The organism is Lysinibacillus sphaericus (genome assembly GCF_002982115.1).
In the GTDB taxonomy this organism is placed as follows: Bacteria; Bacillota; Bacilli; order Bacillales_A; family Planococcaceae; genus Lysinibacillus; species Lysinibacillus sphaericus.
On the sequence record NZ_CP019980.1, the window covers coordinates 1,737,571 to 1,762,409 of the forward strand.

Below are 24,839 nucleotides of genomic sequence, written 5' to 3' on the forward strand. Positions count from 1 at the left end.
CTAAATTTGTTGCCAAGATGAAGATGGAGGTTAATGATATGAGTTTGATTAGATGTACAAATGGTCACATGTTTAGTTCAAGAAGACATAGAAATGTTTGTCCTTATTGTAATGTAACGGTTGAACAGGAGCCTAGAACTACTACAGCAACAGCGGTGGCAGAAGTAGATGATAAAACGATGCCCTATCTTGGAGAAATGGACGGGATTGACCCTGTAACAGGATGGTTAGTTTGTATTGAAGGGCCACCAATGGGACGTGACTATCGAATTTTGTCTGAGAAAAATTTCATTGGCCGAGCAGAAGATATGCATATACGAATAATCGGTGATAATAGCATTTCCAAACGTAATCATGCAGTTATAGTATACGATCCTAAAAAAAGAAATTTCTATCTTCTTCCAGGAGATGCATCTGGCTTGGCTTATTTAAATAATGAAGCAGTTTATACACCAACAGAGTTAGCGGCCTACGATGTTATTCAATTAGGAAGAAGTATGTTTTTATTTATTCCCCTATGTGGTGTTCACTTCGAATGGGAAAACAACCAAAGCGAGGAATGATGAGACATGGATCAGACACTACTATCTTACATAATTGTACTTAGTTTCATTGTCGTCATCATGGCTTTGCTCATCCTACGCAAGATTCTTATGCGTAAAGGAGAGCTCGGCAAGATAGAAATAGGAAATGGTCAAACTATTGGCAGACGAGCCGAACAAGATGATTATTTCTCTACAGTTGAAACAAAAGTTGGCACGATGGCAGTTCTTGCAGACGGCATTAGCGGATTAGCCAATGGAAGAATGGCAAGTACAATCGCAGTTACCACATTTATTCAAGAGTTTATGAAGCAAAAAAGTATAGCAAATATACAATCTTATTTTAAGGAAACGGCCTTAACAAGTAATCGCATGATTGTAGAAAATTTAAATGGTTCTAATGGGGGAACCACTTTAGTAGCTGCAGTAATTGATAAGGAAGGTTTCCTACATTGGGGAGCTGTTGGAGATAGTGTTATTACGCTATTTCGAAATGGAGAATTTATAGCAATTAATCAAAAACATATCTTTGAATCTGTATTAAAAGAACGTTATATTTCAGGAGAAATTTCTCAACTAGAAGTTCAAGAAAACCCACTTAAAAAGAGACTTATTAATTATCTAGGATATGAGGGATTTAAAAATTTAGATACTGGAAATAAACCGATTCAGCTAAAAAGAGGGGATAAGGTCTGTCTATTTAGCGATGGCGTCTACGATACCTTAACAGAAGTAGAAATGGAAAGAATCCTTTCTCAGCACGCTCCTCCTTATGATATTGCTCAAAATATAATCAAAGCTGTCGAACAAAAACGCTTAAAAAATCAAGACAATGCAACCATTGTGATATTAGAGAAGACATGGGCTTAATGATTGTTAAGATGTGCATCTGATTAGGTTAGTGAAGAAGGAGGAGAATGATGAGAAAGGAAAACAGCGACTTCAAAACAAGCTTTCTATCTGAAGCGGGTTCATTTATGCAAAATAAAGATTACTTTGCTTATGCGGAGCTGGATGATGTTGCTTGCTGGGTAGCAGTGAAAGGGCTAGATTCTGATCAAGAAATCAATAGTGCAGAATTAGCAGTAAAAGGCATTCTGGAAAAGTTTATGGAAAAACCTTCGATGTCTAGAAAGAGAATAAAAAAGTATATAAAAAATGCCCAAGCTGTTCTTCAGGCCCAAAGCTTAAGGGTAAGGTTAAAAGCAAGCATTATCATGGTCGTCTCGGATTACTCTAAAATGATCTATGCCGTAGCAGGAAACTCCCGACTTTATCACTTTCGAAATGGCATCGTGACTTATAAAAGCAATGATCAAAGTTTAGCAGATGAACTAGTGAATGATAGAAACCGTTCTCTCGATATCAGCCATCATGAAGAAAGAAATAATTTACTCAATTATCTTGGTAAACCATCAAATTTCCAACCGTATATTTCGAAAAAGATGAAACTTATGGATGGCGATGTGTTGCTACTATGCACAGCTGGATTTTGGGAAGAAGTTAGTGAAATTGAAATGGCTGATGCGTTGGAAAGTATAAAGGATCCGGAGCAATATACTGAATTATTAGAAGAAGTACTATTAAGTAGGCAGCGCAAAGTTGTCAATAACTATACAATGGCAGCGATATTTGCTAATAAAGTTTATCAAGAAACAAACAAGAAAAAAATGAAATACATCAAAATGATTGCTGCTGCGCTTATTGTAACATTAATTGTTGGGGGTAGTACGATTTACTATCAAGCAAAACAAGCAAAAAAATTAGCAGAATTAACAGTAGAGATGAAAGAGCATGAAAAGACAGGAAACTTGAATTTCCAAGATGGGAATTATGCGGATGCTTTACTGGAATATAGTGAAGGCAGAAATGCTGCGAAAAAATTAAAAGACCCTGTACATAGAAATTTGCTTGCGAAAAAATTAAGAGTAACACAACTCATCATAAATGGAGATAAGGCATCTGAAGAAGGGCAATTTTCTGAAGCAATGGAACATTATGAAAAAGCCAATAAAGAAGGAAAACTTATAAAAGGTTTTGGAAAAGAAGTCATTGAACAAAGAATTGCGAATATGGGTTCCATCGTACAAATTGTGGAAGCTATCAAGGATGGAGATTTTCGATTTGAGGCTGAAGATTATAATGGTGCCTTAGAAATCTATCAAAAAGCAAGAAAGAAAGCGCTAGCTGTTGCTTTTACTGGTGAAGAGCAAATCAAGACAAAAATTGAAGAAACAGAAGAAAAAATAGCTGAACTAAAGAAGGCTCAGAAACAATTACAAGCTGAAGGTTTAGAAAAGAGTGGAGACCAAAGCTATGCACGTTTAGATTACGGGAAAGCAATTGAATCTTACACATTGGCTCAGGAAATTTATCAGGAAACAGAGTTACTTGCAAAGGTTTTAGGACTAGAGCGAAAAATTATGAATGCAAATGATAAATTAAACCCAGTTCCTCAAGGACAAGCAGCTGACACTGCAACCCCATCGATGGATGAAGCAACAGGCGCTGAAGAGCCTTCAAATATGGAGATGATGAAAGAAGGAAAGTAACGTGATGAAAGAGCTCATGTTTGAACGGTTACGTAAAGTTGAAAATTTAGAGCAACGGCAACTGTTAAAAGATATTGTTAGTGGCGTATTTGTCAATTTAATAGACTATCAAGAAGAAATGAATAAAAGGCTAGAGGAACGGATATTCAATGAAATTGATGATTTGGAAAATAAGTACGATATTTATGTCACACTTTGTGCAAAAGAAGATGTCGATCCAATTCATGATTGCTTATTCCCGATGCTCCCATCTGATCTTGATAAGCAGCCAATCGATGCGGCAACATTGCTCGATTCACTAAATGAACATAAAAAAACAGTCCTTCTTACATTGTTCTTACAATGTGATACATGGCAACTTAATCAATTAATTACGGAACAAAGACTTTTTACAGGAACACTATTAACGACAGATGGATCTGTAGAGGTTAAGGTGCGTTTGCAAAAAAATACAATGTATTTAGATGAAATTGAAAAATTATATCCTATATTTCATATGAATGGGTTACCGTGGAAAACAATCAATCATCCCTTTGCCCACAAGTTTTTTGATGTTGTGTTAGTTGAATGTCCGACCTTCAACGAGGATACGGAGATTATTAACATAACCATTGATTTACAAGAGTTTGAACAAATGAAACACCTGAACATGGTACCATTGTGGAACATTCAAAGGCACGAAGTAAAAAATGTAGGATTTCCAATACCTGCAATTGATAAAGTGAATTATGAACATGTCCTTTCGCTTCGAAAAATGGGAAACCAGCATGGCTATCTCATTGAAAGTGATGAAAACAATGTTAGATATGTTAAGCGCTCCGACAGTGAATTGACGGTCGTATCTCCGCAAGATAAATCGGGAAGTTGGCAATTATTAAAAATAGCACAATTGGAAAAAGAAAAGATTGGCAAGTTACATTACGAGCTACTGTCTAATCGCAGAATGGATCGTTTTATGCATAAATTTGCTAGTAAGTATAGCGTAAATGTGAAAACAAAAGGAGAAATAATTCGCCTAGTTAATTCATTTGAAATAGCAGAAAAACTAGAACTTGTTGACATAAAAATTATGGAGGCATTCCAAGGCAAAAGTTTTAGCTATGCAGCCAATCCTTTTTTAATAAATATGTTAGGCGAGCACAGTAACAAAAAAACGATGTTGTTGGAATTTAAAGCGAAAGAGGCCAAAAATTTTATTTCAAACGACATCTTAAGCTTTCTAGTGGCCGAAGTACAAAGGCAGTTCTTTGAATATAAATGCGAAGGTACATGGCTATGAACTATATTTGGGATTTTCTTATTAGTGCAGAAGAGAAGGGTTTTAGTAAAAAGGATATTCAATTTATGCTTGCTAAAACATTCTCACCATATATGGAACTAAGTCCACCATTATTAAATACACAAGATGTAGTGCAACATATGGAGATCAATCCATATTATCGCTTTGATGAAATATTTAAAGACCTATTTCATCCTGACAATTTAACAGATTTGGAATTAAGAGAATACTTACTCGATATCGTCCTTCATTTTCTAGCCGATATTGATCGCATGCAAGGTATGAATAAGAGAGAATATTATGTTCGATTTATATTGAAAGAAATGGAAATGAACGTATTCGGAGAACGAGTACGGGACAATTTATATGCTTTGACGAAAAAGGAACAAGAAATAGTAGTACTCAATCTTTTAAGGTTATATCAAACAGGAGATGCTATTTATCTGTTAAAAGATACACTCAAAAAGCTCTTTAAGCACTGTGTTATTTATGTTAGATCAGAGGAACACGATGAGCTACTGTTATACATTGCTCAAAAAAAGACTGAACGCAATGATAGCAAAGTGCAGCTTATTCAAGAACTGTTTTTGCCAGTAAGTTTCCATATGGAGGTTTATTGGGAATATCACTTTGGCATAATCGGTACAGAGGAGACCATGAAGCTAGATCAAATAGCCCTTTATTGATCTTTTAGCGGAGGAGGATGCAGGATGAATAAATATTCGTATAAGCTGTATGCGAATAATCGTTACACAGAAAAGAAGTATATGACATTTACACGGGTTGAGTTAATGGAGATGACAACTTTCCAACTTCGAAATATTTGCTACAAGGAAAAGTTGGTTACAGGTCTTATGAATACTCTTACAAGAGATCAACTCATCGAAACGATATTGCGTTATCGTGGTGCTGAAGAAACCCTTCTTATAAAAGAGCGGAAAGATGGGGGTTTTGAACGAGTTGAAGCAGCGATGCAAACATATTTAAAGACGCCTCTTTCTGATAATGGAGAAATTAAAATTCCTGCAAAGATGAGTTTATATAATGGCATGAAAATCGATAAGCCTGATCAGTATCTCGTAGAAACAGGTGGATTTCTTACAGAGTCCAATGTGTTGCTAGTGAATGAGCAGCTTGAGCTATGTGGTCTTCTGAATTTACGCAAGGATGACCAATATCCAAATCGTTATTTTCTAGCTGCAGATCAAGCAATTGGCATTAGACAAACGAAAAACAAAAATTACAGCTTTATTTTTTTAAGAAAACAAGATTCAGAGTATATGTACAAAACGTATTATCAAGAACATCCGCTACCACCTACTAATCTCCATTATTATAAGGTACCTATACCAGATTTAGAAATTAAAGAACTTGAAACAACTACAGCTATTCTTGCAATCGACTTTGGAACGACTAATACGACGGCAGGAGTCTATTTAGATAGTGATTATGTGTCCTCGCCATGTAGTCACGATTTGCTCAATAAAAGAATTCACTTAAATACCATAAACTTTGTTGCTTTTCCTGATTCTCTCCATCAAAACGAATGGATTGAAGTAGTACCGACTGTGATGAGTGTGGCAGATTGTTCGAATCCAGATCAAATAAACTATCATGTCGGTTATGATGCTTTAAAGATGATGAAAAAAAATAGCTATACCTCTCTTGCCACAAAGTTTCAAGGAATTAAACGATGGGTTAGTAATTATACAAAATTAGAAGAAGTAATGGATGCAAACGGCAATACAGCCATTGTTCCTCGTAGTCAAATTATAAGGGAATTTTTGTTATATATAATACGCATGGCGGAGCATCAATTTAAATGTCGCTTTAAGCATTTGCATATTTCCAGTCCAGTGAAACTAAAGACACAATTTTTAGATATGTTCCACGCCATATTGCCAGAATATCAAATTGAAACTGAGCATGCACTCGATGAAGGAATGGCCGTACTCTATAATACAATTGCTAATCAAATCGAGAATAATAGCTTTATGGATGGAAAAAAGTATAAAGCACTCGTAATTGATTGTGGAGGTGGTACGACCGATTTATCGTCTTGTCAATTTGCAATAGAGGATGGACATATTTCTTATAAAATTGATATCCATACAACGTACGAAAATGGAGATACAAATTTTGGCGGTAATAATATTACCTATCGAATTTTTCAATTTATGAAAATTGTCTTTAGCAATTATTATAGTCGTGGCACAAGCGTCTACGATATTGATACTTTCATTGATATACCTGGCAAGGATATCTATCGCTATGTCGACGATTATGGTGTGGAAGCGGTCTATGAACAATTTGAAAAGGCCTTTCGTGAAGCAGAAGACATTATTCCTACACGTTTTAAAGAATATGAAAATCGTACGCGTGATGAGTATTTGCGCGTGCGCAATAATTATTATTTTTTATGGGAAATGGCTGAGGAAATGAAGAAGGAGTTTTTCCGAAAAACAGGCATTTTACGAAGTCGTTTTTATTCGGAAAAAGATTTACAGCAGGAGAGCGATTTGAACGTAACTGCTGTTGACCGATGGTGTCTATCTTTAGTAGAAAACAATCAATTCAAAGATGTGTATGATTATCCGAACGTATTTTTTAATATTAAGGAAATTAACCATCTTATTAAGGCTGATATATATGATATTGTACGAGAGTTTTTGGAAGAGTTTTATGAAAATGGACAACTTAGCGAATATTCAATTATTAAGTTAACAGGCCAATCGTGTAAAATTGATGCTTTTCGTGAGGCATTAAAGGAATTTGTACCTGGACGAAGTATTGAATTTAGGCAAAAGGCTGACAACGTCGGGAAAGTACCTGAACTAAAATTATCTTGTTTAAGAGGCGCACTGCGTTACTTAAATGCCAAAAAGATAGGCATGATTGAAACGAATGTCACGAACCATGCGCCTGTTGTGCCTTATGCTGTTAGTGCTTTTACACATAACCGCCAAGAAAAATTACTGATAAGCAGTTTAGAACGACTGAACCAAATTCATGGCAGCATTTCTCGACCTTGGGGTGTGACGGAAGTTGAATTCTTCCTAACGGGTAGCGATAACCAAACGCCATATAAATATATTTATATAAACCGTAAAGAAGACTTTACGCCGACTCTATATGAAAATATCGCAGCGCAATATCAAGATAAAATTCCACAAGATGAGACGGATTCCATTACAAATGGCGAAGTGAAGTTCTTTGTATTTGCCGCAGAAGATCACTGGGGTTTCCATGTCGTTCCTGTAGCGAGAAGAGAAGAACAACTTTTTGTTGGCAATAAAGCATTCTTTGCGTTTGAAACGGAGTTATCCGAATTAGATTTCTTCGACGGCTTAAAGTAAGCACTCAAAAGTGAAAACAAGAAAAGAGGTGGGTGACAGCTTGTTTGCCAATCAATATCCACATTTTCAAAAAGGTCGTATTTTAAAGCGAGAAATGTTGGAGAATTTACGAGATTATCCAAGAGAGTTTTTAGATCTGTATTTCCAAGATTACTCGAATGGCATTATTGCGGGTGTCCATATTATTGTAGCAGATTCACAACTCATTATTACAAAAGGCATTATTAAGCATAATGGAAGGCTATATATGCTACATAGTAGCTATGAGCTTCCTTATGAAGCTACAGGGCACGAAACGATATTAAAAGTACGATTTCCTGAAGCAGTGAATAACCTTGATTATACCCATTACACAACAGAAATTATTTTAGATGATTCCGTTGATCTTGCACAAAATGAACTAGAATTAGCACGCTTTAAATTAAAATTAGGAGCCAAACTGCGCTCACAGCATATCGACTTTCTCGACTTTGCAACTGAATATAACACAGTAAACTATCATCATTGTCATTATGCTGGCATACAAAAAAGCACCTACCACCCACTTATATTGCAATATTTTGCACGAGAGCTTTTAAAATATCGTCCAACCAATCCATATGATATAGCTTTTGCCTTAGAGTGTTTAAATCAGGAGAGAGTGCAACGAGATGCGATTGATTTCTATATTTGCAATAGGCTAGAGCTAGACTATCAAACGTTAAGTAATAGTCAAATTCATAAGTATTTAAATCGTATTTTAATGGACGTAAAGGGTGGCAGCCGTATGAAGGGACTCAGTCAAGGTCGCCCAAAACGTATGATTGTGGATTAGGTAGTGATGTGCTAAGAAAACAAGATTAATAGAGAAGAGCATGTTTTAACGATTTCATCACAAAGCAAGTCGTATTATACCAACACTAGCTATAAGAAAAATAAAAGAAGGTCTATGCATACTAAAAGACTTTTTAACAAAGGAGGGCGAAAAAATGAGTTATATGGATGAAGAAGTAATTGAGATGACCAAGCATGCAAGGCAGAAAAAACGAACAGAGAACATTGAAAAGCAATTGTTACATACGGACATTGTGAAAGCCATTCAAAATGGCCAGCTAACAATTGAAGATGAAACAATTGAATTTGCACAGATTGGCTTTTACGAGAATCAAATACAAATGTTTATGCCTGTAGCATTTGAAGAGATGGAATCGGAATTAATGAATATTAAATATCCATCAAGCCGTAGACCGGATTACATTTACACAAGTGATAGCACGTCCATAAACGTCACGATGAAACTAATGGAACAACAATTAAAAGAAGAAGAGTTAGAAGATTTTACTGAAGCGATGATGAATATCGTGCAAAAGTTCCAGCCAGGTGCTGAAATGTTAGATATCGGCATGAAAGAAGTGAACGGTCTACAAATTGGTTATTTTGATTTTATTTCGAAGGCACTCGATAACAAAATTTATAATTTAATGTTTTTATTTATAGTAGATGGCCATGTGGCTATGGGTTCAGTTAATTGCTTGAAAAAAGAAATGGATATATGGCAACCGATTGCTTATGGCATGTTGGAATTAATCTCAATCGAAAACAAATCATTGGATGGAGAAGGTGTTGTTTGATGGAGCGAGTTAACAAGGAAACAGCAATGACGTATAAAGATTTAATTGTGATGCCCTATAATATCCGCGTCAGCGAAATCGAAATCACACAACAAATGAATGAACATGCGGTATTACATTTAACAGGCATTATACCAGATGAACTTGAAGACTCCTACGTTTACATGACTGACGCTGAAACAGCTATCGAAGTATTGCAAATCGGCAGTAATGGCCAATCGCCTATTTTTAATGGATTAGCATTAGATGTACAAGTGAAATCGGTGCTGGGTACGTATTATTTGGAGGTGAAGGCAGTTTCACATACGTATGTATTAGATGTGAAGAAAAAAAACCAAACGTACCAACATGCTAAGATGCCATATACAGAATTAATCAATGCATGTATTGCCGACCAACCAGGTGCCGACTTTATGGATCATGTCACAAAGGGTGCTAGTATTGGTAGCTTTACAATGCAATATTTAGAGACAGACTGGGAGTTTCTAAAACGTATGGCTTCTAGATTTCATACGGGCTTAGTGCCAGACACAATTCATAGTGCACCAAAATTTTACTTCGGCGTACCATTTCAAGCAGGTGCTGTACAGAAAATAGATGCAATTAATTACCGTGTGAAAAAGGCAATTGGTAACTTCCTTATTTCTAGTAAAAATCATCTCGACAGCATTACGGACAGTGACTATATGTATTATGAAGTAGAATCGACCCAACTATTCAAAATCGGCAACGAAGTCACGTTCCAAGCCAAAAAACTATATGTTTATAAAATCGTATCGAAGCTTAAAAATGGCTTATTGAAGCATATTTATACGCTTACACCAAAGAATGGTTTCAGTGTTCACACGACGTATAATCAAGCAATCATCGGCGCGTCTATTCAAGGAAAAGTCATTGATGTGGCAGGAGATAAAATCCGCATTCATGTCGATTTTGACGAGGGGCAAGAAAAGAGTACAGCCTATTGGTTCCCATATTCAACAATCTATGCGTCAGAAGATAATACAGGGTGGTATTTTATGCCAGAGTTATCTGACAATGTGAGAATCTATTTCCCAAGCAACCGTGAGGATGAGGGGATTGCCATTAGCTCCGTGACCAAAGCACCACCACAATCGGGTGCTATGTTAGCAGCAACGAATCCGACCAGTCAAGGTGGGGGCGGTGGTGCTGCACCTCCAGAGGATAGCCGCCAAGACCCAGTACGTATGGCTGATCCAGATGTAAAAACACTTAGAACGAAGCATGGTAAACAAATTCTACTAGCTCCTGATCGTATTGTCATTTCTGGTGGTGGATTAATGATTTCGTTAATGGATGATAATGGTATTTCTATTATTAGTGATAAAAACATTAACTTAAAAGCAACAGACAAAGTCGTTATTAATGCCAAGCAGATTATGATCAATGCCAATGAAAAAATTGAGATGACATGTAAAGAGAACTCAATCAAGATGGAGGACAAAATGGAGATTAAAGGAACAGAAGTACGAGCAAATTAGTGGGGAATGTAGACGCATGAAACGAGAAGAAGCCTTACAGCATTTTATAGATGAATGTGTGGTAGTCCATGTCAACCGGTTACAAGCAATAGTCGATCGACAGTTTCGTCAAGACAAGGATGTTTTACTTCAACCAATCATTCACGCATTTGAACAACTATTTGCGAATATTAGCAGACAGCAACAGCAGGGTAAGTTAGCCCCAGTTGCTTTTATTCATCTATCGTTGCTACGAACATCTTTACTAGAAAACAAGTTTACGTATTTGCTGGAAGTATATGGGGAAACATGGTATTTCGATTGGGTAGAATGCACAGCAAAATATGAAGCACATTGGCTTAGTGAAGCGATGAGGGATTTACAAAATACGCTAGAAAAAGAAAGAAAGTCATATATTAGCATTCAAACAACGGACGTTCGAGTCATTCTGCAGCAGACCGTTATACAGTTTCATCAATATATTGTCCAATTGCTACGTTATCTCTTTCGCTATCACCAAGAAAGCGTCCCTACAATCAATTTTCAACGCGCGACATGCTTGCGTTTCCGAGCTGGCGAATATAAAGGGTTTAGTGAAGATATTGCACTGATTGACGAACGGCAACAAGTGGAAAAAGATATCCTGTTATCGTTAGAGAAGAAAGAGGCGAACCAATCGTATACGTTTGAAAACTTTTCAAACCTATCATTAATGCAACAAGATTTGAGCCATATGAACTTTTCCTATGCCAATTTCCAAGACAGTAATTTAGCAGAGGCTTCATTGCATCGAAGTGTTTGCATCGGTACAAATTTTATTGGTTGTCAATTAGCGAATGTTGATTTTTCGTATGCAATGATTCAAGATGCAGATTTTCGAAATGCTAATTTAGCTGGTGTTAATTTTAGACATGCACAAGGAAAAACATTGAAGTTTCCTAATAATGAAGTTCCTTGCTACCTTGGTACGGATTTCAGCAATGCGAATTTGCAACAGGCAAAATTTGAATTTGCACAAATGGCAGGTGCTAATTTTACGGGTGCTAATTTAAAGGGCGCCACTTTTTTTCAACGAGATCAAGCGAAGTATCAATTTAGCCAAGCCCAGATAAAAGACATTCATTGGATTTGAAGCTTACAGGAGGACAAAATGGAATACTTTATTGTTCAACAAGACCAAAGTATTATCAATCCTATTATTCCTTTGAAGACGGACCTTGATGATGATTTTGTGTGCTCTTCAGTATTTGCAGAAGTGGTGGAAAAAGAACAGGGGCTATATCTAGATTATTTAGAAAAGCCTCGAACAATTGTGTCAGAGCAATTAAAAAAGCTGTTAGCAAAATATGAGGATCACTTAGCGTTTACAGCTATTGTTTTTACGGATGTAAAAAAGGGGACACAGCGCTTGTATTGGTTGATGGAGGTTGAAAAGAAGAATTGTATTTCTCATGAAACCACGTATTATCCAGATGGACGTATCAAGGAGCTTGTGATAAACCCGAAAAAGGTTGAATTAGATTATATTTTTCAAGTCAATAGTCAAGGAAATTCTTTTACAATCGTTAATCTAGATGTGGCAGAAAGTATATTAAGACGACCATTTCTTGGCATTCAGTTGCAGCGAGTAAAACTTGAAAGAAGCTAAAAAACGTTGATTGCTAAAGTATACTGATGCATCTGGAGTCAAACCAAAAAAAGAATAAGTCGTAGTTTGAAACATATACGAAGGGTAGGTTATTAAATGGCTCAAGTTGTAGAAAATTTGGAGACAGAAGGTTCAGAACAAGAGCAATTTAGTTATGTGGTTCATGGAGCAATTATTTCTTGTGAGCATGGTAGTCATCTAAATTATTTAAATTTACCGCAGGATCATGGCGTTTATATTAAAGGGAAAGCCGTATTGAATGTGGGCGATCGTAAACCTGACAACATCCCAACCTTTGGCGTGTGCCTGAAATTAAAAAAACCATGTACGCCTGCATGCTCCATCGACTGGATGGAAGGAATGGAAAATGTCAATATCGAGGGCAAGCAAGCGTTATTGTCCCGATGTCATACGCAATGCTCAGCAGGTGGAGGAAAAATTGATATTGTGCATGATGGACAAGAGGAATTAACAATACCGAAACAAGGCTTTTAAAAAAGAGTGTTTGAAAGGAGGTAAGTAATGAAAACGCTAGGAGAAAAGGAAGTCAACAAGATAACTACGTACGAGGATCTTGTGCTCGAGTGGCCTTATCCTCTTATTCATATAAATAAACTAACGATAAAACATCAAGGCAATGATCATGCAAGACTGTCCTTTACAGGAATGATTGCGGAAGAGCAAGCACAAAAGTATATTCAACGTGTCAGTCATTCCGATGAAGTCGTTGTAAAATTTGGTCGACAACAAGACATCTTGTTTTCAGGTAGAATTGAAAATGCAGAGTTGCAGGCAGCGCAAGGGGTGCATTATGTCTATGTCGAGGCAGTATCGTTTACAGCCAATATGGACGTTGAAAAACGCTCGCGTTCTTTTCAAGATGCGAATATGACCTATGTAGCGTTACTAGATACCATTGTGGGGGCTTATCCTCATGGGGATTACATCGACCAGGTGTCCAACGGTCAAGCAATAGGTCATATCTCGATTCAATATATGGAGACAGATTGGACATTTATTAAAAGAATGGCTTCTAATCTACAGGCGGTTGTTTTTCCTGATTTACAAGGAAAGGGACCACGATTTTGGTTTGGCACACCCGAAAGTAAGAAACGTATAACAATCGACCATCTACCTTCTGTATTACATATGGATATAGATACGTATCGATTAATTACTGAAAACGATGGTACAGATGTAAGTGAAACTGATTATACATTTTGTGAGTTTGAAAGCACAGAAGCGTACGAGTTGGGTACATCGGTACAATTAAAGGGAAAATCCTATATAATTACGGTTCGGGAAATTCATCTCGAAGCGGGTGTACTAAAATTCCAATATACTGCCCAACCAGAAAAAAGTATTCGTCAGCGATTAGTACGCAATTTAGATTTGATTGGCGCAGCCTTTACAGGGAAAATCATTGATGTTACGCAAAACACGGTCAAAATTCATTTAGATATCGATAAAAAACAAGAGAAAGAAAAAGCACATTGGTTTGCTTATTCAGCAGATGCAAATGGTGTCATGTATTTAATGCCGCAAAAAGGTGCTCGTGCCCAATTGCATTTTCCAAGTGCTGTGGAACAAGATGCCATTGTCATTAGCTCGGTGCGTGTTGCACCTGCTACACCGGAGGGTGGGCAAAAACAAACGAAAAAAATGGCAGACACGACCGTGAAATCATTGGCGACCAATGCGGGGAAAGATATGACATTAGGTGTGGGTGATATTACTTTTAGTGCAGTAGATGGCGTATTGGATCTTAAGATGGATGATGGAGAAGGCGTAACATTTCAAAGTAATAGTACCATTATGCTAGCGGCAGATGAAACACTTGAGATGAGTGGTATGAACGAGTTATCTGTAGAAGCGGAGGAATGGATTGCCATTTCAGCAAAGGAGCAAAGCCATATAATCCTTGCAGCGGACACACAGTTAATTAGTACACTGATTGAACAAGAAGGCATAGAGAAAAAAAGTCAACCACCGAAGTTAAATGAAGAAGCAATCGAAGCTACATCCAAAGTGGATGTTATCTTCCCACAAAAAGCAGAGCAGAAAAAAGAGAAAAAAGGCTTCTTTAGTAAGGTGCTTGATAACGTTAGTTTAGCGTTAGATGTTGCTGGATTTATTCCAGGTATCGGGACTTTCGCGGATATTGCCAACGCTGGTATTAGCTTGGCAAGAGGCGACTATATGGGCGCGGCGATGAATATAGTCGGTGCAGTGCCAATCGTTGGTGATGCTGCAAAAACAGCCTACAAGGCCAATAAAGCCGCAAAAGTAGCAGAAGCAGCTAGTAAAACCGCCAAGGCTGCAGATAAGGCGGTGAATGCTTCAAAAGCAGTAAAAGGGATGAAAGCCGCTTACTCCAAAGTTGCGCAAACACTCGATACTGTGTCAGCACTGGCTAACAAAGGCACAAAAAGCATGAAAACAGCAGCCGATAAAGTAATCGCTTCGATGGATGAAGTGCTAGCTGTGTCAAAAGCTGTCGATGGTATGAAGGCGATGGCCAAAACAGAGTTAACCAAACTCAATCATCAAGTATTAAAGAAATTTAACTGTACAAAAGGTTTAAGTGATAAATTCTGTAAAAAAGGCTTTGAACCGGTTGATTTAATTACCGGGCGCATGATCTATGAAGGTGTCGACTTTGAACTTCCAGGCCCTATCCCTCTTGCATGGGAACGTGCGTGGTACAGTGATAGTAGTCGAGTTGGTTTAACCGGGCATGGTATGCACTTTACATACGATCTAGCCTTAGAGATATTTGAAGAAGAAGACCTTATTGGCATTGTGGTGACGGATGGTCGCGCAGTAGGGTTTCCAATTTTACCAATTAATTTACCATATTTTAATAAAAAAGAAAGAATGACCCTGAAAAATACAGGTGTGGAATACCATTTGTTTGAGCATGATACACGCTTGCTTTATGTATTTGAACAAACAACCGAAACGACATATCGATTAAAAGAAGTAAGAAATGAGCAAGACCACCATATTCAATTTGCGTATAACCCAAAAGGCTTCTTATCTCAAGTAACAGATAGCGTAGGGCGCATACTAGATGTTACGACCAATGAAGCGGGCAGAATGACGGAAGTTGCTTTACGCAACCAAATGAGTCGTGAAGTGTTAGTGCGCTATGTTTACAATGATGTTCAAGATTTAATCGAAATCCAAGATGCATTAGGACAAAGTACACATATCCAGTATGTCAATCACTTAATGATGCAAAAAATAGACCGCAATAAAAATAGCTTCTTCTGGCGTTACGATGGGCCAACTACAGGTGCGCGCGTTATTAAAACATGGGGAGATGGCAATGTCCTAGCGGGTGAGCTTGCCTATCACGATGGCTATAACGAAATTACCAATAGCTTAGGGCATACAAGTACTTACTATTTTAATGAAGATAACCTCTGTACGAAAATTATGTATCCAGATGGTAGTGAGGTCAGCTATAACTATAATGAGGACTTTGAATTACTGCAAGAAGTAGATGAAGATGGTCGCGTAACAACTTACAGCTATGATGAATGGGCCAACCCAGTCACGATGACGCTTGCAGATGGCAGTACTTTATCTTCCCAGCATGATGCCAAAGATCGATTGATTCTGGCAGTTAATCCAGAGGGCGGCAGTCGTCAGTGGATTTATAATGAAGACGGGACATTACAGGCAACGATTTTAGAAGATGGTACAAAGACTGAATTTTCCTATAATGAGCATCGTTTAATCGATACAGTGACAAATGCGCAAGGGCATATGGTAAGCTTAACGTATGACGCTGATCTAAACTTAAGCCAAGTCACATTGCCAGATGGGACAAGTTCAACATGGACATACGACAGGCGTGGGAACTGCATAAGCACAACTAATCCGCTTGGAGCCACGGAAAAGTTCCATTATGACCATTTAAATCGCCTAGTACGCGCCCATCTATCTGATGGTAACGATGTTCAACTAAAGTACAATGCCTATGATGATATTATTTTTGCAAAGGATAACCATACACAAGTCGCTTTTGACTACACAATTCTTGGAAGCCTAACGTCTCGCAAACAAGGTGGCAAGAAAGTACAATTCACCTACGATACAGAGGAGCAATTAACCGCTGTTATCAATGAAAAAGGCGAAGCGTACACCTTTGAACGCGATACCAAAGGCAATATTATCAAGGAAAACGGCTTTGATGACATGGAAAAATCGTATGAGCGAAGCCTAGCAGGATTCGTGCAACGGATTCAACGACCAGGAAATCGTTGGACAGCGTATCAGCACGATGCGCTAGGAAATGTCATTCGCTCTGACTACTATGACGGTACGTGGGAAACATTTAGCTATGACAAAAACGGCGCATTACAAGAAACGGAAAATGAGCATGTAACCGTTAAGCTAGAACGGGACCCATCAGGACAAGTCATCAAAGAATGGCAAAACGACCATTGGATTGCGAGTAGCTATGACGAATTAGGCAATCGTTCTCAGATTACAAGTAGCCTCGGTGCCAAAATCGATGTCACGCGTAATGAACTAGGCAATGTCTTACAAATGACAGCCTCTCGCTCCGAGCAAGCCCAGTGGACAGCCTCGATGCAGTACAATGAACTCGGTCAAGAGATTGAAAGAATCCTACCAGGAGATGTTATTAGCAAGTGGCAGTATGATATCACAGGTAGACCAACACATCACAGAGTAAGTAGCCAAAGCCGAGATACGCGAAGACGTGCCTACAATTGGGACGTCAACCATCAATTACGCAGTATGGTCAACGAGCTAACGGGTGTAAAAGTGACTTATGGTTACGACGAATTTAGTAACCTCGTGTGGGCCAATCAAGATAGTCGTCAATTTGATTTCTTATACCGTAGTGTCGATGATGTCGGCAACTTATATGAAACAAAAGATAAAAAAGACCGTGTTTACGGCGCTGGCAGTAGATTACTAGAAACAAAAGATGCCAAATTCTCCTATGACGAAGAAGGAAATCTCGTAGAGAAAGTCGAACATAATGGAGATACATGGAAGTACGAGTACTATGGCAATGGCATGATGGCCAAGGTCATGAAGCCAGATAATACGGAAGTTACTTTCAAGTATGACGCACTAGGTAGGCGGATAGAGAAGTGTTCGGAAGGTAGAGCTACTTATTTTGTATGGGATGGCAATACGATTCTGCATGAGTTTTCCAAGCAGAATGTTGCAGATACTTTAGACAATCTAAAATCTTCACAAACCAATACTGTTATAGAAGATAATCTAGTTACATGGGTATTTAATGAAGGGTTTGTCCCTTCTGCAAAAATCACGAATAAAGGCAACTACAGCATTATTAGTGATTATTTAGGAACGCCTGTCGAAGCTTATGATGAACAAGGTCATAAGGTTTGGTCGGCTGAGCTTGATGTGTATGGGCGAGTGAACGAGTTTACGGGTGAGAAAGATTTCATTCCGTTTAGGTATCAAGGGCAGTATGAAGATGTAGAAATTGGCTTGTATTATAACCGATTCCGATACTACGACCCAGAGCAAGGGAATTATACGCAAGTTGATCCAATTGGGTTGGCTGGTGGGAACCCTACGCTTTATGGGTATGTGAATGATACAAATAAATGGATTGATTTATTTGGATTAAGCAAAGGATCTAGAGCACTAGATAAATCTCTAGGGGGAATAAAGGGCGATGGAAAGCAAGCACATCATCTTATACCTGAGTTAACTTGGGATCGATATGCTAGTTTCTTAGATAGTATTGGTTTACCTAGAGAAATGAGAGATCATTTTACAAATGGTTTATTAATGTCAGATAGTCCTGCAAATGCAAAAATTCATGGACAAAAACTGTATCATAGATCAAGGCATCGTAACTATACCGAAATGGTAGAGAAAAAGTTAGACAAAATATACAATAAGTTTGAAAGTGAGAGAATAAATGCGAATCAAGCAAAACAGTATGTTGAATCTCTACAAAGAAGTCAAAGAAAGAAAATTATTTCTGGAAAAATAAAAACTAAAACTCCTTGTGGCAGATTGTCATAAATGAAAGAGAGTGGAATATTAAATGGACAATATTTATGCGATTTTTAAAAAGAAAGATAAGTCATGCCCAACTTTATTAGATGGAATATTGCATACAGAATTTTTCGAAAAAGATCCATTTGGAGCAAGAGAATCTGATGCTGGAAAATGGAGAACCACAAAAAATATCAAAACAGAGTTACCCAAAGAGTTATGGTTTGTTTCAAAGGATAGAAGTTATGCTTTTGATTTAAGATGGGATAGTCAAGGTTTTTTCATATCTTCAGAATTTCTAAATCTATTGTTGAGATTTGGAATTAATAATTTTCAGTATACTAAATTGCATATGGTTAACAAGCATAAGGAAAGTATATCTTTAAAAGAGTATTATTATGCGCGATTTTATAATAGATTAGAAGATGAGATAGATATGGAAAAATCGAATATTGAATTCTATAAACAAGATGGACAAATAAAGAAAATATGGGATTTGCAACTAAAAGAGCCGAATAATTTCCCAGATGTTTTTCAATTAAATATTACTAATCTTTTTAGTATATTATTTTGTTCGGAAGAATTTAAAATAGAAGCTGAGAAACTTAAATTGAAAGGTATTATCTTTGTTCCCTCAAATGAAGCGGATGTATATAAACCCTAATAATGTAGCGGTACAAATTGTACTTAGTGATAGGGAAATTTAAACATACTTTAAAAGAGTAGCAATAACCTAAGATTAGATTATATTGCTACTCTTATTTTATAAATTATGTATTTATAAATGCTTTTTTCCTACTCTTTTGAAAAGGGTTTGTAACCTTGATAAAAGAAAAAAGATGTATTTTCAATATACCAACTTTACTTAAAAAAAGTAAGTTTAATTAAAATTCTATAATACTTTCTACAAATTAAAAAGGTAAATTACAAAATTTTCAAAGTTTTAAAAATCATAAGGGGGGTAAGAATCATGCAAGAAAATTGGGTAGTTTACCAGGATGATCTTAAGGTACGTGAATTAAAAAGGGATGAGATGGATGAAATAAAACAACTATCTGAGTTATGTAAGGGAAAATTAAATCTAACAGATAGTGATGATGATTTAAAGTCCCTTGACACGATTAAATTAGCGTTGGGTAATTATAGAGATAATGAAATAAAAGACGATGAAGTTGTCGAAATAGCATTTGAAATTGGTTCTTTATATGGAACTATTATAGAAAAAGAATATGGTTGGAAATGGATGCATGTAGAGAAAAATGATAATAAAGGCTATTGTGTAGTCTCTGAGGACAATAAGTTTTGTTGTCCAGTTCATAACTATATCTATACCATTTTGACGGATATAGATAAAAGTAACAATGTTAAATTACTATTTAACATGCTGGAAGTAATTCATAAAGAGAAGGCCAATGGGTTATATAATTTTATTAGTTAAGTACAACACTATATTTTTCTATAACTTTCAAAATGTAGTAAACGTAATACGATAACCTTGACTGGATGGGCGAAATTAAAGAAGATTATACAGTACCACCAATAGTCGACATTACGAAAGAACTATACTAACAATACTATCTATGCTTAAAGAAGCTTTAGAAATGATGGTATATAATTATTGGAAGAGAGTTGTCTGTATCAGAGGAAACATTGTTTGAAATACAGGATATTTGTATTAAAAAAGGAATAAAAAAGGTTAATGCTATGTTTTACTATATGGATCCAGAAGTAGAAGTAACTGAAAAGAACAAACTTTATAATGAATTACACTATATTGGAAAGTTTGATACAAATTTATAATAATCTAATTCCATAAGCAGATAAATATAGAACATATGTATTTAGTGTCATAAGACTCTTTATACATATGTTTTTATTATTACTATTCTTATTTAGTTCCATTATGACCATTTAAATCGCCTAGTGCGCGCCCATCTATCTGATGGTAACGATGTTCAACTAAAGTACAATGCCTATGATGATATTATTTTTTGCAAAGGATAACCATACACAAGTCGCTTTTGACTACACAATTCTTGGAAGCCTAACGTCTCGCAAACAAGGTAGCAAGCAAGTACAATTCACCTACGATACAGAGGAGCAATTAAGCGCTGTTATCAATGAAAAAGGCGAAGCGTACATCTTTGAACGCGATACTAAAGGTAATATTATCAAGGAAATCGGCTTTGATGACATGGAAAAATCGTATGAGCGAAGCCTCGCAGGAATCGTGCAACGGATTCAACGACCAGGGAATCGTTGGACAGCGTATCAACACGATGCGCTAGGAAATGTTATTCGCTCTGACTACTATGATGGTACGTGGGAAACATTTAGCTATGACAAAAACGGCGCATTACAAGAAACGGAAAATGAGCATATAACCGTTAAGCTAGAACGTGACCCATCTGGACAAGTCATCAAAGAGTGGCAAAACGATCATTGGATTGCGAGTAGCTATGACGAGTTAGGCAATCGTTCACAGATAACAAGTAGCCTCGGTGCTAAAATCGATGTTACGCGTAATGAACTAGGCAATGTCTTACAAATGACAGCCTCTCGCTCCGAACAAGCCCAGTGGACAGCCTCGATGCAATACAATGAACTCGGTCAAGAGATTGAAAGAATCCTACCAGGAGATGTTATTAGCAAGTGGCAGTATGATATCACAGGTAGACCAACACATCACAGAGTAAGTAGCCAAAGCCGAGATACGCGAAGACGTGCCTACAATTGGGATGTCAATCATCAATTACGCAGTATGGTCAACGAGCTAACAGGTGTAAAAGTGACATACGGCTATGATGAATTTAGTAACCTCGTGTGGGCCAATCAAGACAGTCGCCAATTTGATTTCTTATATCGTAGTGTCGATGATGTCGGTAATTTATATGAAACAAAAGACAAAAAAGACCGTGTCTATGGCGCAGGCAGTAGATTACTAGAAACAAAAGATGCCAAATTCTCCTATGACGAAGAAGGAAATCTCGTAGAGAAAGTCGAACATAATGGAGATACATGGAAGTACGAGTACTATGGCAATGGCATGATGGCCAAGGTCATAAAGCCAGATATGACAGAAGTAACTTTCAAGTATGACACACTAGGTAGGCGGATAGAGAAGTGTTCGGAAGGTAGAGCTACTCATTTTGTATGGGATGGCAATACGATTTTGCATGAGTATTTGTCACAGGCTAATTCAGTGGAGAATGCCTCACAGACAGCTGACTTAGACAGTCTCGTTACATGGGTATTCAATGATGGCTTTGTCCCTTCAGCTAAGATAACGAGTGAAGGCAACTACAGCATTATTAGTGATTATCTAGGAACACCTGTCGAAGCCTATGATGAACAAGGTCATAAGGTTTGGTCGGCGGAGCTTGATGTGTATGGGCGAGTGAACGAGTTTACGGGTGAGAAAGATTTCATTCCGTTTAGGTATCAAGGGCAGTATGAAGATGTAGAGATTGGATTGTATTATAACCGATTCCGATACTACGACCCAGAGCAAGGGAATTATACGCAAGTTGACCCGATTGGGCTTGCGGGTGGGAATCCTACGTTGTATGGGTATGTTAGTGATTCGAATAGGTTTGTTGATCCATTCGGATTAAGTGAATGTAAAGGTGCAAAAAGACTGGAAAAATTCAGAAAAAACTTTACGGGTGACCTGAAAGAATCCAGATTCAATGGGCATATGGATAAACATGGTATGAATCATGATGTTATCAAGGATATACTCGACAATCCAGATAATATTTTTTATCATAAGAACAATAATCATTTACTATTTTATAAAGATGGAGATGTTGTAGTAGTTAGCGGAAAAGACTCTGGCATAATAACCGCTTATGGAAAGTCTGATGCTGCCGGAGTGTATAAAGACATTAAGTCTATAACTGATAAGCCCGCAATTACTCAAATAGAATGAAACTATGAATAATATAACGAAAATGGTTAATGGTGGTTACTACTGTATAGAGTGGGGAGAATCAGTTTATGCTTCTGATGTAATACAAGATTTTTGGGAAGCAGATAAATTCGGAAATGTTTGTAAACTAAACATTCAGTTACTCTATAATTCAGGTTCTAAAATTCTGCAAAATGAACCTAAAGTACTAAAAGTATTAGGTGAAAAACAAAAAGAAAAGATAGAATTAAATTATCAAGTTTTTTTGGATAAAAACAAAAAGCTTGATAATGTACGTCAATTTCTATACAAGGATACTATTATTTTTTCATATTCTATTGAAAATGAACTTTATTTAGCTGAAAGTTATATTTTCAGGGAATTAACAGAAGATGTATTTATAGTTTTTGATGAACAAATGACTTTAAAATATTTGATTATTGAAAAAACATCAACTTTTAATTACCAAAACATAAACAACGATCTATACAATTTAGAAGCAGAAACAAAATATAATCTCATTAAATTATATTTTAAAATTTACACTTACAATCAGAATGATGTAGTTGAAATACAAAATTTAATAGATGAGATAATAAGTTTTAAAAAAAACACAGCAAATCTTGATTTAGGAATCAGCGTTTTCTTAAATGAAGAAATAACCTATTTAAAAGATGAATTAGTTGATTCAGAGGAAGTGTAAAATATTAATTGATACAAAAGAGAAGTCACAATATATCAAGCTGATGCAAAATAAAAAGCATGTCAAAAGCGAGTCTGAAAAATGACTCGCTTTTGACATGGGAAAAAGTTGTATGGAATGTCACGAATATTGTGTGAAAAATGAATTTGTATGCATTTGGGGTAAGAGGTAACGATGACAGCAAACTTTTCTTACTCAACTTTGTAATTACTTGTCTTACACTAGAAAGCCTAATGAATTTCAAAATGTCATTGTTGGGCTTTTAGCTTATAAGTGTTTTTTAAAATCTAACATGGAGTCCGTTACGACATCCCAAAGATCACTAATTGCATGTCCTGTATTATAGCACCCATCAAATTTTAGCCATTTAATCACATCTAGAATCTGTGATAGTGATGACGCATTTTCTGACATATCATTCAACATGGATCCAGTTAATGCTGTTACTTCCAATGATTTTCCTCCTATTTTGAAAAGGAGTTACAACCTATGCTTTAATATTTCATAGGTTGGCAACAACCTCGTGAGATAGTCGGCTCTTCCCAGAGTACTTCGACTATCTCTTATTTTTTTGCCAAAAGTAGATGAATTCGGGTGACAAAGATTTCATTACGTTTAGGTACCAAGAGCAGTATTATACTCTGTGCATGATACAAATATTCAGATAGACCCTTTTGGATTAATTTTGAAGCCGGAACCTGCTATTTAAGAGGGAAAAGGCATGGATTGAAGCTCTCAGACAAGGATGCTCAAATAACTTCAAATAATGATAAACTTCCGCATGGAAGATGGGGAAATAAAAATGATTTAGCGTATGCTGATGAATTAGCAGACACATTAAAACCTGGAGTATTCAAGGATTTCTCGGTAAATCCAGACAGCAAAAGTGTAGTATTTTATCCTAATGGTGATCCCAATGCACCAAAAGCATATCCATTAACACATTATAGATTAAGAAATAATGGAAATGGGACTTTCCATGGGTTCCCTATTGATCAAACAGCAGAAGAAATTAGAAAAGATAGTCATGCAAAAGTTAAATGTTATTGAGGTGAGTAAAGTGGAATTTGAAATAATAATCAACCCAAATTTTAAGATTGGAATACGTGATCCAGAAGATACAACGATATCTGAAGCACTAGATAATAGGTGTGTTAATAATCAATATTTTAAAATTAAGTGGTATGATACGTCATTAAGGATCAATTATGGAACACAAATAGCCGATGGCATAAGCGATATTATTAAAATGTTAGAGGCAATAAAAAAAAGAGAGGAACGTTTTGTCGTAACTTTCCCAAGTCAAGCATTTTTCGAGACATGGATATGTGAAATTGAAAAATATGATATTAAAATTAATTGGGATAGTCGTGATAACTATCACAGTATTACGATGAAAACTGATTTATTTATAAAAGAGTGGCTCAAGCTGTTACATCAACTACGACAAGTATTGATAGAAACTGGTTATAATAGTATAAATTTAGTAGATTTTTATTTAATTGAAAATATTGGGAGATTTCAGATTGAGGATTCAATATACAAAACTTGATAGGAAAGTTGGATGCCGATTGAGTATAAGCGGAGTCTGGCAGGGTGAGTTCAGCGTATTCAACGTCCGGGTAATCGATGGACAGCGTATCAGCATGACAATCTAGGGAATGTCATTCAATTAGACTACTATGATTGCACGTTTGCCTATGAAAAAAACAGTTCGCTACTAGAAACGGAAAACGA

At 36.6% G+C, this 24,839-nt stretch carries 21 protein-coding genes; 20 read left to right on the forward strand and 1 reads right to left on the reverse strand.

Annotated features, from left to right (window positions below; all coding sequences use genetic code 11):
• Positions 1-38: 38 nt before the first annotated feature.
• The 18 genes from LS41612_RS08705 (at position 39) to LS41612_RS08795 (ending at position 23,102) form a co-directional block, all read left to right on the forward strand.
• Complete coding sequence (locus LS41612_RS08705) at positions 39-563, forward strand: FHA domain-containing protein (protein ID WP_024361254.1); 525 nt, start codon at positions 39-41, stop codon at positions 561-563.
• Between the two features lie 6 nt (positions 564-569).
• The gene (locus tag LS41612_RS08710; RefSeq protein ID WP_024361253.1) at positions 570-1,412 is read left to right on the forward strand and encodes a PP2C family protein-serine/threonine phosphatase; all 843 of its coding nucleotides are present in this window, start codon (positions 570-572) and stop codon (positions 1,410-1,412) included.
• A 47-nt stretch (positions 1,413-1,459) separates the two neighbouring features.
• Positions 1,460-3,094: a PP2C family protein-serine/threonine phosphatase gene (locus LS41612_RS08715; RefSeq protein WP_233433838.1), complete on the forward strand. Its 1,635-nt coding sequence runs from the start codon at positions 1,460-1,462 to the stop codon at positions 3,092-3,094.
• Between the two features lie 4 nt (positions 3,095-3,098).
• The gene (locus LS41612_RS08720) at positions 3,099-4,373 is read left to right on the forward strand and encodes a hypothetical protein (RefSeq protein ID WP_024361251.1); all 1,275 of its coding nucleotides are present in this window, start codon (positions 3,099-3,101) and stop codon (positions 4,371-4,373) included.
• A complete protein-coding gene (locus LS41612_RS08725; protein WP_024361250.1) occupies positions 4,364-5,059 on the forward strand; it encodes a hypothetical protein in 696 nt (231 codons plus the stop codon). The genes LS41612_RS08720 and LS41612_RS08725 overlap by 10 nt, the downstream gene beginning before the upstream one ends.
• A gap of 24 nt (positions 5,060-5,083) precedes the next feature.
• Positions 5,084-7,729 (forward strand): acetate and sugar kinases/Hsc70/actin family protein, encoded by a 2,646-nt coding sequence (locus LS41612_RS08730; protein WP_024361249.1) that lies wholly within the window; start codon positions 5,084-5,086, stop codon positions 7,727-7,729.
• 40 nt (positions 7,730-7,769) lie between these two features.
• On the forward strand, positions 7,770-8,543 hold the full coding sequence (locus LS41612_RS08735) for a hypothetical protein (RefSeq protein ID WP_024361248.1): 774 nt from the start codon (positions 7,770-7,772) through the stop codon (positions 8,541-8,543).
• 154 nt (positions 8,544-8,697) lie between these two features.
• Positions 8,698-9,339 carry a hypothetical protein gene (locus LS41612_RS08740; protein ID WP_024361247.1) on the forward strand — a complete coding sequence of 214 codons (642 nt, stop codon included), beginning with the start codon at positions 8,698-8,700 and terminating at the stop codon, positions 9,337-9,339.
• On the forward strand, positions 9,339-10,841 hold the full coding sequence (locus LS41612_RS08745; protein ID WP_024361246.1) for a phage baseplate assembly protein V: 1,503 nt from the start codon (positions 9,339-9,341) through the stop codon (positions 10,839-10,841). Before LS41612_RS08740 ends, LS41612_RS08745 begins: the two co-directional genes overlap by 1 nt.
• 16 nt (positions 10,842-10,857) lie before the next feature.
• Positions 10,858-11,952 carry a pentapeptide repeat-containing protein gene (locus LS41612_RS08750; protein WP_024361245.1) on the forward strand — a complete coding sequence of 365 codons (1,095 nt, stop codon included), beginning with the start codon at positions 10,858-10,860 and terminating at the stop codon, positions 11,950-11,952.
• Between the two features lie 18 nt (positions 11,953-11,970).
• Positions 11,971-12,468, forward strand: coding sequence for a hypothetical protein (locus tag LS41612_RS08755; protein ID WP_024361244.1), 498 nt, complete (start codon positions 11,971-11,973; stop codon positions 12,466-12,468).
• Between the two features lie 96 nt (positions 12,469-12,564).
• Positions 12,565-12,963: a DUF4280 domain-containing protein gene (locus LS41612_RS08760; protein ID WP_024361243.1), complete on the forward strand. Its 399-nt coding sequence runs from the start codon at positions 12,565-12,567 to the stop codon at positions 12,961-12,963.
• A gap of 27 nt (positions 12,964-12,990) precedes the next feature.
• The gene (locus LS41612_RS08765) at positions 12,991-18,516 is read left to right on the forward strand and encodes a DUF6531 domain-containing protein (protein ID WP_024361242.1); all 5,526 of its coding nucleotides are present in this window, start codon (positions 12,991-12,993) and stop codon (positions 18,514-18,516) included.
• Positions 18,517-18,538: 22 nt separating this feature from the next.
• Complete coding sequence (locus LS41612_RS08770; RefSeq protein WP_024361241.1) at positions 18,539-19,153, forward strand: Imm43 family immunity protein; 615 nt, start codon at positions 18,539-18,541, stop codon at positions 19,151-19,153.
• 306 nt (positions 19,154-19,459) lie between these two features.
• Positions 19,460-19,927, forward strand: a complete 468-nt coding sequence (locus tag LS41612_RS08775; RefSeq protein ID WP_024361240.1) for a hypothetical protein — start codon at positions 19,460-19,462, stop codon at positions 19,925-19,927.
• A gap of 191 nt (positions 19,928-20,118) precedes the next feature.
• Positions 20,119-20,289 (forward strand): immunity 22 family protein, encoded by a 171-nt coding sequence (locus LS41612_RS08780; protein WP_158694849.1) that lies wholly within the window; start codon positions 20,119-20,121, stop codon positions 20,287-20,289.
• A 175-nt stretch (positions 20,290-20,464) separates the two neighbouring features.
• On the forward strand, positions 20,465-22,420 hold the full coding sequence (locus LS41612_RS08790; protein ID WP_024361239.1) for an RHS repeat domain-containing protein: 1,956 nt from the start codon (positions 20,465-20,467) through the stop codon (positions 22,418-22,420).
• A 4-nt stretch (positions 22,421-22,424) separates the two neighbouring features.
• On the forward strand, positions 22,425-23,102 hold the full coding sequence (locus LS41612_RS08795; RefSeq protein WP_024361238.1) for a hypothetical protein: 678 nt from the start codon (positions 22,425-22,427) through the stop codon (positions 23,100-23,102).
• Positions 23,103-23,369: 267 nt separating this feature from the next.
• Here the strand turns inward: LS41612_RS08795 and LS41612_RS08800 are convergent, their stop codons facing one another.
• Positions 23,370-23,555 (reverse strand): hypothetical protein, encoded by a 186-nt coding sequence (locus LS41612_RS08800; RefSeq protein ID WP_024361237.1) that lies wholly within the window; start codon positions 23,553-23,555, stop codon positions 23,370-23,372.
• A 273-nt stretch (positions 23,556-23,828) separates the two neighbouring features.
• Here LS41612_RS08800 and LS41612_RS08805 point away from each other — a divergent pair, with 273 nt between their 5' ends.
• Both LS41612_RS08805 and LS41612_RS08810 read left to right on the forward strand, forming a co-directional pair.
• Positions 23,829-24,152, forward strand: coding sequence for a hypothetical protein (locus LS41612_RS08805; protein WP_024361236.1), 324 nt, complete (start codon positions 23,829-23,831; stop codon positions 24,150-24,152).
• A 10-nt stretch (positions 24,153-24,162) separates the two neighbouring features.
• Positions 24,163-24,654, forward strand: a complete 492-nt coding sequence (locus LS41612_RS08810; protein ID WP_137034860.1) for a hypothetical protein — start codon at positions 24,163-24,165, stop codon at positions 24,652-24,654.
• The last annotated feature ends 185 nt before the right edge of the window (positions 24,655-24,839 follow it).